The organism is Streptomyces sp. NBC_00988 (genome assembly GCF_045162645.1).
In the GTDB taxonomy this organism is placed as follows: Bacteria; Actinomycetota; Actinomycetes; order Streptomycetales; family Streptomycetaceae; genus Streptomyces.
The window spans coordinates 3,049,756-3,061,880 of sequence record NZ_CP108730.1 but is presented as its reverse complement, the minus strand read 5'-3'; the positions used below and the strand labels follow the sequence as shown (position 1 = coordinate 3,061,880).

11 protein-coding genes are annotated in these 12,125 nt (G+C 69.9%); 10 read left to right on the top strand and 1 reads right to left on the bottom strand.

The window, feature by feature from the left end:
* Positions 1–23: 23 nt before the first annotated feature.
* From OG496_RS13855 to nusB, 4 genes are all read left to right on the top strand, one after another.
* Positions 24–860 carry a Pro-rich N-terminal domain-containing protein gene (locus OG496_RS13855; protein ID WP_366495490.1) on the top strand — a complete coding sequence of 279 codons (837 nt, stop codon included), beginning with the start codon at positions 24–26 and terminating at the stop codon, positions 858–860.
* Positions 861–1,025: 165 nt separating this feature from the next.
* The gene (locus OG496_RS13850; RefSeq protein WP_405971078.1) at positions 1,026–2,132 is read left to right on the top strand and encodes an aminopeptidase P family protein; all 1,107 of its coding nucleotides are present in this window, start codon (positions 1,026–1,028) and stop codon (positions 2,130–2,132) included.
* Positions 2,133–2,193: 61 nt separating this feature from the next.
* Positions 2,194–2,760 carry an elongation factor P gene (efp, locus tag OG496_RS13845; protein WP_019059745.1) on the top strand — a complete coding sequence of 189 codons (567 nt, stop codon included), beginning with the start codon at positions 2,194–2,196 and terminating at the stop codon, positions 2,758–2,760.
* 2 nt (positions 2,761–2,762) lie between these two features.
* Positions 2,763–3,197: a transcription antitermination factor NusB gene (gene nusB / locus OG496_RS13840; protein WP_043683949.1), complete on the top strand. Its 435-nt coding sequence runs from the start codon at positions 2,763–2,765 to the stop codon at positions 3,195–3,197.
* Positions 3,198–3,411: 214 nt separating this feature from the next.
* Here nusB and bldD read toward each other — a convergent pair whose 3' ends face one another.
* Complete coding sequence (gene bldD / locus OG496_RS13835; RefSeq protein ID WP_019059743.1) at positions 3,412–3,912, bottom strand: transcriptional regulator BldD; 501 nt, start codon at positions 3,910–3,912, stop codon at positions 3,412–3,414.
* A 252-nt stretch (positions 3,913–4,164) separates the two neighbouring features.
* On the opposite strand from bldD, the gene pyrR reads away from it, so the two are divergent.
* The 6 genes from pyrR to carB all read left to right on the top strand — a co-directional run bounded on the left by pyrR (position 4,165) and on the right by carB (position 12,106).
* A complete protein-coding gene (pyrR, locus tag OG496_RS13830) occupies positions 4,165–4,728 on the top strand; it encodes a bifunctional pyr operon transcriptional regulator/uracil phosphoribosyltransferase PyrR (RefSeq protein ID WP_019059742.1) in 564 nt (187 codons plus the stop codon).
* Positions 4,729–4,815: 87 nt separating this feature from the next.
* On the top strand, positions 4,816–5,793 hold the full coding sequence (locus OG496_RS13825; protein ID WP_366495488.1) for an aspartate carbamoyltransferase catalytic subunit: 978 nt from the start codon (positions 4,816–4,818) through the stop codon (positions 5,791–5,793).
* Positions 5,794–5,798: 5 nt separating this feature from the next.
* Positions 5,799–7,085, top strand: a complete 1,287-nt coding sequence (locus tag OG496_RS13820; RefSeq protein WP_405971077.1) for a dihydroorotase — start codon at positions 5,799–5,801, stop codon at positions 7,083–7,085.
* Positions 7,082–7,666, top strand: coding sequence for a hypothetical protein (locus OG496_RS13815; protein ID WP_366495486.1), 585 nt, complete (start codon positions 7,082–7,084; stop codon positions 7,664–7,666). Before OG496_RS13820 ends, OG496_RS13815 begins: the two co-directional genes overlap by 4 nt.
* Complete coding sequence (carA, locus tag OG496_RS13810) at positions 7,663–8,805, top strand: glutamine-hydrolyzing carbamoyl-phosphate synthase small subunit (protein WP_405971076.1); 1,143 nt, start codon at positions 7,663–7,665, stop codon at positions 8,803–8,805. The genes OG496_RS13815 and carA overlap by 4 nt, the downstream gene beginning before the upstream one ends.
* Entirely contained in the window at positions 8,798–12,106 is a 3,309-nt protein-coding gene (gene carB, locus OG496_RS13805; RefSeq protein WP_405971075.1) for a carbamoyl-phosphate synthase large subunit, read from the top strand. Before carA ends, carB begins: the two co-directional genes overlap by 8 nt.
* Positions 12,107–12,125 lie beyond the last annotated feature (19 nt).

The following is a 12,125-nucleotide window of genomic DNA, read 5'->3' as shown; positions in this document are numbered from 1 at the left end:
CGTACGAGATGGAGTGGCACCGGATGCAGCACGCAGTGGGGTCTCCGCTGCCGCCGCCCCACCAGCCGGGGCAGGGACCGACCACCGGTTGGTCCCCGGCCGGACAACACTCGGGTCCGCACCATCCGGGCCCGGCGCCCGTGCCACCCCCGCCACCGGCCCCGGGCTTCGCGCCCACCCCGCCGCTGCCGCACGCGGTCCCACGCCGCGCACCGGACACCACAGGACACGTCCAGCTCCCGCCGGGCGGCCCCGTCCCCATGCCCAGCACGCCACCGGCGCAGGCCGCGGCCGACCCGACCTCCACGACCCTCGCGGTGCTGCTCATCGGCCCCGCCGGCGCGGGCAAGACGAGCGTCGCCAAGTACTGGGCGGACCACCGCCGGGTCCCCACCGCCCACATCAGCCTCGACGACGTACGCGAATGGGTCCGCTCCGGCTTCGCCGACCCCCAGTCCGGCTGGAACGACCACTCCGAGGCCCAGTACCGCCTCGCCCGCCGCACCTGCGGCTTCTCCGCCCGCAACTTCCTCGCCAACGGCATCTCCTGCATCCTCGACGACGCGGTCTTCCCCGACCGCCCGGTCGTAGGCCTCGGCGGCTGGAAACGCCATGTGGGCCCCGGCCTCCTCCCGGTGGTCCTGCTGCCGGGCCTGGAAATCGTCCTGGAACGCAACGCCGAACGCTCAGGCAACCGCCGCCTCACCGACGAGGAGGTCGCCCGCATCCACGGCCGCATGGCCGGCTGGTACGGCTCGGGCCTCCCGATCATCGACAACTCCCAGATGGACGTACAGCAGACGGCCCAGGTCCTGAACGACGTCCTGGCGCGATCGATAGCCAGCCCGCCCAGCTGGTAGCCAACGGGACTGGGGGCTCTTAGAGGCGCGGGGCTGTATCAATGCGCGGCTCCGCCGCGTGGGCGCGACCAGCCCCCACAGGCCCGCAGCCGAAACGCATGCCCCGTCCCCCGAACGGCACTCTCCCAACCAGCACAATCCAGCCACCGCTCCTACGCTCATCTCATGTCAGAGGTCTACGCAGCCCGCCGAGCCAGGCTGAGGGAACGAGCCCAAGCCGTCGGCAGCCAGTCCACCCTGGTCACCCGCCCAGCCAACGTGCGCTACCTGGCCGGCCCGGCCCCGCAGGGCACCGTCCTGCTGCTCGGCAAGCGCGACGACACGCTGGTCTGCACGGGTCCGCTGGACGAACGCCCCGCGGAGGGCCGCCCCGACGAGACCCTGCGCATCCACACACTCCCCGGCACCGATGGCGACCCCGCCGTATCCGCCGCGGACCTCGCGGCGGCGCACGGCGCCGAATCCATGGCCGTAGAGGAACATCACCTCACCGTGGCCCGCCACCGAGCCCTCCGCTCGGTCGCCCCCACGCTCCGCCTCACCGACATCGGCGGCGCGGTCGAGCAACTCCGGGTCGTCAAGGACGAGGAGGAGATCTCCTGTCTGAGAATCGCCGCCGAGATCGCCGACCAGGCCCTCGGAGAGCTGCTGGAGTCGATCCTCGTCGGCCGCACAGAACGCCATCTCGCCCTCGAACTGGAGCGACGGCTCGTCGACCACGGAGCGGACGGCCCGGCCTTCGCGACCTCCGTCGCCACCGGTCCGCACTCGGGCAGACGCGGCCACCGGCCGACCGACCGCCGGGTCGAGGAGGGAGATTTCCTTTCTGTCTGCCTCGGCGCCACGTATCGCGGATACCGCTGTGAGATCGGCCGTACGTTCGTCATCGGTACCTCTCCCGCCGACTGGCAGATCGAGCTGTACGACCTCGTCTTCGCCGCCCAGAGGGCCGCGCGGGAGTCCCTGACCCCCGGCGCCGCCTACCGGGATGTGGACCGCGCGGCCCGCCAGGTGCTGGACTCCGCGGGTTGTTCAGAGGGCCTCGCACCCCTCACCGGTCACGGGGTCGGGCTCGAAATCGACGAGGAGCCGCAGCTGGCCCCCGCGGCCATGGGTAAACTGGACGCTTGCGTGCCGGTCACCGTCGAACCGGGGGTTCACCTCCCGGGCCGGGGCGGTGTCCGGATCGATGACACGCTCGTCGTACGCCCTGAGGCGGACGGCGGACCCGAGCTACTCACCATCACGACCAAGGAGCTGCTCGCGCTCTAGCTTTTCCGAGCTGTGCGCGTGTCCCGTGGTCGTCCACGTCAGTCCAGGAGATTCCGCAACCGTGGCTTCCACGAACGACCTCAAGAACGGCCTGGTGCTCAAGCTCGACGGGGGCCAGCTCTGGTCCGTCGTCGAGTTCCAGCACGTCAAGCCCGGCAAGGGCCCTGCCTTCGTGCGCACCAAGCTCAAGAACGTGCTCTCCGGCAAGGTCGTCGACAAGACGTTCAACGCCGGCGTCAAGGTCGAGACGGCCACTGTCGACAAGCGCGACATGCAGTTCTCGTACATGGACGGCGAGTACTTCGTCTTCATGGACATGGAGACCTACGACCAGCTCATGGTCGACCGCAAGGCCGTCGGCGACGCCGCCAACTTCCTGATCGAGGGCTTCACCGCCACGGTCGCGCAGCACGAGGGCGAGGTGCTCTTCGTCGAGCTGCCGGCCGCCGTCGAGCTCGTCATCCAGGAGACCGAGCCCGGCGTCCAGGGCGACCGCTCCACCGGTGGCACCAAGCCCGCCACCCTGGAGACCGGCTACCAGATCCAGGTCCCGCTCTTCATCACCACCGGTGAGAAGATCAAGGTCGACACCCGCTCCAGCGACTACCTCGGCCGGGTGAACAGCTAACCGTGGCTGCCCGCAATACGGCCCGCAAGCGCGCCTTCCAGATCCTCTTCGAGGGCGACCAGCGCGGAGTCGGCGTCACCACGGTCCTCGCGGACTGGATCCGGCTCTCCCGGGACGACACCCGGCAGCCCCCGGTCAGCGAGTACACGATGGAGCTGGTCGAGGGGTACGCGCAGCACGCGCGCCGCATCGACGAGCTGATCGCGCAGTACTCGGTCGGCTGGACGCTCGACCGCATGCCCGTGGTGGACCGCAACATCCTGCGCCTCGGCGCCTACGAGCTGATCTGGGCCGACGAGACCCCGGACGCCGTCGTCCTCGACGAGATGGTGCAGCTGGCGAAGGAGTTCTCCACGGACGAGTCGCCCTCGTTCGTGAACGGCCTGCTGGGCCGTTTCAAGGACCTGAAGCCCTCGCTGCGCCGCGACGAGGCGTAAGCAGTACGCGAGAGCGATACGCGAGCGAAACGCCGGAGGGCCCGCAGCACGACCGCTGCGGGCCCTCCGGCGTTCCCGTGGGCATGAGGGCGTTCCCGTACGCATGGGGCTCCTGAGGCCCGCAGAAAGCCGCCGGGGTGACCGGAACGGTGAAGTTCCGGCCACCCCGGCGGCACGTTTCTGCTGAGACGGGAAGCGGCTCGGCGGGAGCGGCTCAGTTCTCCTCGTGGGAGACCGCGCGACGCGCGTCCGCGTCCAGGACGCCCCAGCTGATGAGCTGCTCGGTGAGGACCGAGGGCGACTGGTCGTAGATGACGGCGAGTGTGCGCAGGTCGTCCTGGCGGATCGAGAGCACCTTGCCGTTGTAGTCACCGCGCTGGGACTGGATCGTCGCCGCGTAGCGCTGCAGCGGGCCGGCCTTCTCGGCGGGCACGTGGGCCAGCCGCTCCAGGTCGAGGACCAGCTTCGGCGGCGGCTCGGCGGCCCCGCCCGGCGTGGTGCCCGGCAGCAGCTCCTGCACCGGAACCCCGTAGAAGTCAGCCAACTCGGCGAGGCGCTGCACGGTGACGGCACGGTCGCCGCGCTCGTACGACCCGACCACGACCGCCTTCCAGCGGCCCTGTGACTTCTCCTCGACACCGTGGAGGGAAAGGCCCTGCTGGGTGCGGATGGCCCGGAGCTTGGCCCCGAGCTGTTTGGCGTATTCGCTGGACATATAGCTCCCGGACACTGTGTCGACGCGGCTGCAGTGTTTCCGCGCCGCGCGGCTGGTAACTCACTGTGAGGTTACGCAGCGTTACGCTGCTGCGTCAAGCCGAATGGTCCGCACCGGGTCTTCCGTGGTACCGGTGTCCGATTACTCCATAGGGGTGATCAGGGGTGTCGCCCCGGCCTGCTACCGTGGATGGCGCAAATCCGACGTCCTTTAACGTCCGTCCCGTGAGGCGGAGAAGGAGGTCCGTTTCTTATGGACACCCAGCAGTACGAGTCCGATGCCCGGCCGGTTCTCGAAGCCCCCGACATCGCGCGGGTCCTGACCCGCATCGCCCACGAGATCGTCGAGCGCGCCAAGGGCGCCGACGACGTGGTGCTCCTCGGCATCCCGACCCGGGGCGTCTTCCTCGCCCAGCGGCTCGCCGTCAAGCTCGAAGAGATCACCGACCGCAAGATCCCGGTCGGCTCCCTCGACATCACCATGTACCGCGACGACCTGCGCATGCACCCGCCCCGCGCGCTGGCCCGCACCGACATCCCCGGTGACGGCATCGACGGCCGCCTGGTCGTCCTCGTCGACGACGTGCTCTTCTCCGGCCGCACCATCCGCGCCGCCCTCGACGCCCTGAACGACATCGGGCGCCCCCGCGCGGTGCAGCTCGCGGTCCTGGTCGACAGAGGCCACCGCGAACTGCCCATCCGCGCCGACTACGTCGGCAAGAACCTCCCCACGTCGCTGCGGGAGACGGTCAAGGTCCAGCTCGCCGAGGAGGACGGTCGCGACACCGTGCTGCTCGGCGTCAAGCAGACCCCGTAGCGGTCGGACGCCGTGCCCTTGTGGCACGCCGCGCCACCGCACGCCCGGATTCTCCTCATACCTGAACTGCCTTACGGAGCCTGACAGATGCAGCGTCATCTCATCTCGGCCGCCGACCTCTCCCGCGACGACGCCGTCCTGATCCTCGACACCGCCGAGGAGATGGCCAGGGTCGCCGACCGGCCGATCAAGAAACTGCCGACCCTGCGCGGCCGTACCGTCGTCAACCTCTTCTTCGAGGACTCCACGCGCACGCGTATCTCCTTCGAAGCCGCAGAGAAGCGCCTCTCCGCCGACGTCATCAACTTCACCGCCAAGGGGTCGAGCGTCTCCAAGGGCGAGTCCCTCAAGGACACCGCGCAGACCCTGGAGGCCATGGGCGTCGACGCGGTCGTCATCCGGCACGGTGCCTCCGGAGCGCCGTACCGGCTCGCCACCTCCGGGTGGATCGACGCGGCCGTCATCAACGCCGGTGACGGCACCCACCAGCACCCGACGCAGGCCCTGCTGGACGCGTTCACCATGCGGCGCCGGCTCGTCGGCCGGGACGCCGGGATCGGGCAGGACCTGGAGGGCAAGCGGATCACGCTCGTCGGCGACATCCTGCACAGCCGGGTCGCCCGCTCCAACGTCGACCTGCTGCACACCCTCGGCGCCGAGGTCACCCTCGTCGCCCCGCCCACCCTGGTGCCGGTCGGCGTCGAGGCCTGGCCCTGCGAGGTCTCGTACGACCTCGACAGCACGCTCTCCAAGTCCGACGCGGTGATGCTGCTGCGCGTGCAGCGCGAGCGCATGAACGCGGCCTTCTTCCCGACCGAGCGCGAGTACTCGCGGCGCTACGGCCTCGACGGCGAGCGGATGGCGAAGATGCCCGAGCACGCGATCGTGATGCACCCGGGGCCGATGGTCCGGGGCATGGAGATCACCGCCGAGGTCGCCGACTCGGACCGCTGCACCGTCGTCGAGCAGGTCGCAAACGGAGTGTCCATCCGGATGGCCGTGCTCTACCTGCTTCTGGGCGGCAACGAACCCGCCGTCAGCCACGCCCGTATCGAGGAGAAGTAAGTCACATGAGCAAGATCCTGATCCGTGGTGCGAAGGTGCTCGGCGGCGAGCCGCAGGACGTGCTGATCGACGGGGAGTCGATCAGTGAGGTGGGCGTCGGCCTGAGCGCCGAGGGCGCCGAGGTCGTCGAGGCCGACGGGAAGGTCCTCCTCCCCGGTCTCGTCGACCTGCACACCCACCTGCGCGAGCCCGGCCGCGAGGACTCCGAGACCGTCCTGACCGGTACCCGCGCAGCCGCGAGCGGTGGCTACACGGCCGTGTTCGCCATGGCCAACACCTTCCCGGTCGCCGACACCGCCGGTGTCGTCGAGCAGGTCTACCGGCTCGGCCAGGAGCACGGGTACTGCGACGTGCAGCCCATCGGCGCCGTCACCGTCGGCCTGGAGGGCAAGAAGCTCGCCGAACTGGGCGCCATGCACGAGTCGGCCGCAGGGGTCACCGTCTTCTCCGACGACGGCAAGTGCGTCGACGACGCGGTGATCATGCGCCGCGCGCTGGAGTACGTGAAGGCCTTCGGCGGAGTCGTCGCCCAGCACGCCCAGGAGCCCCGGCTGACCGAGGGCGCCCAGATGAACGAGGGCGTCGTCTCCGCCGAACTCGGGCTCGGGGGCTGGCCGGCGGTGGCCGAAGAATCGATCATCGCGCGGGATGTCCTGCTCGCCGAGCACGTCGGTTCCCGCGTCCACATCTGCCACCTGTCGACCGCCGGGTCCGTCGAGATCGTCCGCTGGGCCAAGTCCCGGGGCATCGACGTGACCGCCGAGGTCACCCCGCACCACCTCCTCCTCACGGATGAGCTGGCGCGCTCCTACAACCCCGTCTTCAAGGTCAACCCGCCGCTGCGCACCGAGCGCGATGTGCTGGCCCTGCGCGAGGCCCTCGCCGACGGCACGATCGACATCGTCGCCACCGACCACGCCCCGCACCCGCACGAGGACAAGGACTGCGAGTGGGCCGCCGCCGCCATGGGGATGGTCGGCCTGGAGACCGCGTTGTCAGTGGTGCAGGAGACCATGGTGGACACCGGGCTCCTCACCTGGACCGGGGTCGCCGAGCGCATGTCCGCCAAGCCCGCAGAGATCGGGCGGGCGGTAGGCCATGGGCGTCCCGTCTCGGCTGGTGAGCCCGCCAACCTCACGCTCGTCGACACGGAATACCGTGGGTCGGTGGACCCCGCGGGCTTCGCTTCGCGCAGTCGCAACACCCCGTACGAGGGGCGTGAGCTGCCGGGCCGTGTGACGCACACCTGGCTCCGGGGCAAGGCCACGCTCGTCGACGGGAAGCTCACGTGACACCTCTGGAACTGACCCACCTCGCGGCCGGGGAGAAGTCCGCCCCGGTGACCGACTGGGCCGCCCGTATCGGCTGGCTCGTCGGCCTCGCCCTCTTCATCGCGCTCGTCTACTGGCTGATGCGCGAGGGCTGGAAGTGGCGCGGCACACTCCAGGGCGACGTCCCCGAGCTGCCCACGTCGCCGGAAGAGCCCGGCGAGGTGAGACTGACGATGAGCGGCCGCTACCACGGCTCCACCACCGCAGGGCAGTGGCTCGACCGCATCGTGGCGCACGGCCTGGGCACCCGCAGCCGGGTCGAGCTGACGCTGACGGAGGCAGGCCTGGATGTCGTACGACCGGGAGCCACCGACTTCTTCATCCCGGCCGGGGCGCTGCGCGAGGCCCTGCTCGGCAAGGGCATCGCGGGGAAGGTCCTCAGCGAGGGCGGGCTGCTGGTCGTGACGTGGGCGCACGGCGACCGGCTGATCGACTCCGGGTTCCGCTCCGACCACGCGGCCGAGCACACGGAGTGGGTCGACACCCTGAACAGCATGATCAACAAGAGCCTCGAAACGACCGACACGGAAGGCGCACGATGACCACCTCCACCAGGGGAGCCGCCAAGGTTCCCGCCGTACTCGTCCTGGAGGACGGCCGGATCTTCCGCGGCCGCGCCTACGGGTCCGTGGGGGTGACCTTCGGCGAGGCCGTGTTCTCCACCGGCATGACCGGCTACCAGGAGACCCTGACCGACCCGTCGTACCACCGCCAGGTCGTCGTGATGACCGCCCCGCACATCGGCAATACCGGGGTGAACGACGAGGACCCCGAGTCGCAGCGCATCTGGGTCGCCGGTTACGTGGTGCGCGACCCCGCGCGCGTGCCGTCCAACTGGCGCTCCCGCCGCTCCCTGGACGAGGAACTGCGCAACCAGGGCGTCGTCGGGATCTCCGGCATCGACACGCGCGCGTTGACCCGCCATCTGCGCGAGCGCGGCGCCATGCGCGTCGGCATCTTCTCCGGCAACGCGCTGCCCGACGACGGCACCATGCTCGCCGAGGTGCGCCAGGCTCCCGAGATGAAGGGCGCCGACCTCTCCGCCGAGGTCGCCACCAAGGAGACGTACGTCGTCCCCGCGATCGGTGAGAAGAAGTTCACCGTCGCCGCCGTCGACCTCGGCATCAAGGGCATGACCCCGCACCGCATGGCCGAGCGTGGCATCGAGGTGCACGTGCTCCCGGCCACCGCGACCGTCGAGGACGTCTACGCCGTAGAGCCCGACGGGGTGTTCTTCTCCAACGGCCCCGGTGACCCGGCCACCGCCGACCACCCGGTCGCCGTCATGCAGGCCGTCCTGGAGCGCGGTACCCCGCTCTTCGGCATCTGCTTCGGCAACCAGATCCTCGGCCGCGCGCTCGGCTTCGGCACGTACAAGCTGAAGTACGGCCACCGGGGCATCAACCAGCCCGTGCAGGACCGTACGACCGGCAAGGTCGAGGTCACCGCGCACAACCACGGCTTCGCCGTCGACGCGCCCCTGGACAAGGTCTCCGACACGCCGTACGGGCGCGCCGAGGTCTCGCACGTCTGCCTGAACGACCAGGTCGTCGAGGGGCTGCGGCTGTTCGACCGGCCGGCGTTCAGCGTTCAGTACCACCCCGAGGCGGCGGCCGGCCCGCACGACGCCGCCTACCTGTTCGACCGCTTCACGTCTTTGATGGAGGGCCAGCGTGCCTAAGCGCACCGATATCCAGTCCGTCCTGGTCATCGGCTCCGGCCCGATCGTCATCGGCCAGGCCGCCGAGTTCGACTACTCCGGCACCCAGGCCTGCCGCATCCTGCGCGCCGAGGGCCTCCGCGTCATCCTGGTCAACTCCAACCCGGCGACGATCATGACCGACCCGGAGATCGCCGACGCCACCTACGTCGAGCCGATCACCCCGGACTTCGTCGAGAAGATCATCGCCAAGGAGCGCCCCGACGCCCTCCTGCCCACCCTGGGCGGCCAGACGGCGCTCAACACCGCCATCTCGCTGCATGAGGCGGGCACCCTGGAGAAGTACGGCGTCGAGCTCATCGGCGCCAACGTCGAGGCCATCAACAAGGGCGAGGACCGCGACCTCTTCAAGGGCGTCGTCGAGGCCGTCCGCCAGAAGATCGGCCACGGCGAGTCCGCCCGCTCGGTGATCTGCCACACCATGGACGACGTGATCGGGGGCGTCGAGACGCTCGGCGGCTACCCGGTCGTCGTCCGCCCCTCCTTCACCATGGGCGGCGCGGGCTCCGGCTTCGCGCACGACGAGGAGGAGCTGCGCCGCATCGCGGGCCAGGGCCTGACCCTGTCTCCCACCACCGAGGTCCTCCTGGAGGAGTCCATCCTCGGCTGGAAGGAGTACGAGCTGGAGCTGATGCGCGACAAGAACGACAACGTGGTTGTCGTCTGCTCCATCGAGAACTTCGACCCCATGGGCGTGCACACCGGCGACTCGATCACCGTCGCCCCGGCGATGACGCTGACCGACCGCGAGTACCAGGTGCTGCGCGACGTGGGCATCGCGATCATCCGCGAGGTCGGCGTCGACACCGGCGGCTGCAACATCCAGTTCGCGATCGACCCGGTCGATGGCCGCGTCATCGTCATCGAGATGAACCCGCGCGTGTCCCGCTCCTCGGCCCTCGCCTCCAAGGCGACCGGCTTCCCGATCGCCAAGATCGCCGCCAAGCTGGCCGTCGGCTACACGCTCGACGAGATCCCGAACGACATCACGCGCGAAACCCCGGCCTCCTTCGAGCCGACCCTCGACTACGTGGTCGTGAAGGCCCCGCGTTTCGCCTTCGAGAAGTTCCCGTCGGCCGACTCGACCCTGACGACCACCATGAAGTCGGTCGGCGAGGCCATGGCCATCGGCCGCAACTTCACCGAGGCCTTCCAGAAGGCACTGCGCTCCCTGGAGAAGAAGGGCAGCCAGTTCACGTTCGTCGGCGAGCCCGGCGACAAGCTCCAGTTGCTGGAGGAGGCCGTACGGCCCACCGACGGCCGGATCAACACCGTCATGCAGGCCATCCGCGCGGGCGCCACCCAGGAGGAGGTCTTCGAGTACACGAAGATCGACCCCTGGTTCGTCGACCAGCTCTTCCTCATCAAGGAGATCGCCGACGAGCTGGCCGCCGCCGACAAGCTGGACCCGGAGCTGCTCGCCGAGGCCAAGCGGCACGGCTTCTCCGACCAGCAGATCGGCGAGATCCGCGGCCTGCGCGAGGACGTCGTCCGCGAGGTCCGGCACGCGCTCGGCATCCGCCCGGTCTACAAGACGGTCGACACCTGCGCCGCCGAGTTCGCCGCGAAGACGCCGTACTTCTACTCGTCCTACGACGAGGAGAACGAGGTCGCCCCGCGCGAGAAGCCCGCGGTCATCATCCTGGGGTCGGGCCCCAACCGCATCGGCCAGGGCATCGAGTTCGACTACTCCTGCGTCCACGCCTCCTTCGCGCTCAGCGACGCCGGCTACGAGACCGTGATGGTCAACTGCAACCCCGAGACCGTCTCCACGGACTACGACACCTCCGACCGCCTGTACTTCGAGCCGCTCACGCTCGAAGACGTGCTGGAGATCGTCCACGCGGAGTCCCTGGCCGGTCCGGTCGCGGGCGTCATCGTGCAGCTCGGCGGCCAGACCCCGCTCGGTCTCGCCCAGGCCCTCAAGGACAACGGCGTCCCGATCGTCGGCACCCCGCCCGAGGCGATCCACGCCGCCGAGGACCGCGGTGCCTTCGGCCAGGTGCTCGCGGAGGCGGGCCTCCCCGCCCCCAAGCACGGCACCGCGACGACCTTCGTGGGCGCCAAGGCCATCGCCGACGAGATCGGCTACCCGGTCCTCGTCCGACCCTCCTACGTCCTCGGCGGACGCGGCATGGAGATCGTCTACGACGAGACCCGCCTGGAGTCGTACATCGCCGAGTCCACCGAGATCAGCCCCTCGCGGCCGGTCCTGGTCGACCGCTTCCTCGACGACGCCATCGAGATCGACGTCGACGCGCTCTACGACGGCCACGAGTTGTACCTCGGCGGCGTCATGGAGCACATCGAGGAGGCCGGCATCCACTCCGGCGACTCGGCCTGCGCCCTGCCGCCGATCACCCTGGGCGGCTTCGACATCAAGCGCCTGCGGGCTTCAACCGAAGCCATCGCCAAGGGTGTTGGGGTACGCGGACTGATCAACATCCAGTTCGCGATGGCCGGCGACATCCTCTACGTCCTTGAGGCCAACCCGCGCGCGTCCCGTACGGTCCCCTTCACCTCGAAGGCGACCGCGGTACCGCTCGCGAAGGCCGCCGCCCGCATCTCGCTGGGCGCGACCGTCGCCGAACTGCGCGCCGAGGGGCTGCTCCCGGCCCACGGCGACGGCGGCGAACTCCCGCTGGACGCACCGATCTCCGTCAAGGAGGCCGTCATGCCGTGGTCGCGCTTCCGCGACATCCACGGGCGGGGCGTCGACACGGTGCTGGGCCCGGAGATGCGCTCCACCGGCGAGGTCATGGGCATCGACTCCGTTTTCGGCACGGCGTACGCCAAGTCCCAGGCGGGCGCCTACGGCCCGCTGCCCACCAAGGGCCGCGCGTTCATCTCGGTCGCCAACCGCGACAAGCGGTCGATGATCTTCCCGGCACGGGAACTGGTCGCCCACGGCTTCGAGTTGCTCGCCACCTCCGGCACCGCCGAGGTCCTCAAGCGCAACGGCCTCAACGCGACGGTCGTCCGCAAGCAGTCCGAGGGCGTCGGCCCGAACGGCGAGAAGACCATCGTCCAGCTCATCCACGACGGCGAGGTCGACCTCATCGTCAACACGCCCTACGGCACCGGCGGCCGCCTCGACGGCTACGAGATCCGTACGGCGGCCGTGGCGCGGTCCGTGCCGTGCCTGACGACGGTCCAGGCGCTCGCCGCCGCCGTCCAGGGCATCGACGCCCTCAACCACGGTGACGTGGGCGTGCGTTCACTCCAGGAACACGCAGAACACCTGACCGCGGCCCGCGACTAGCAGCCCTGAGGGGGACACC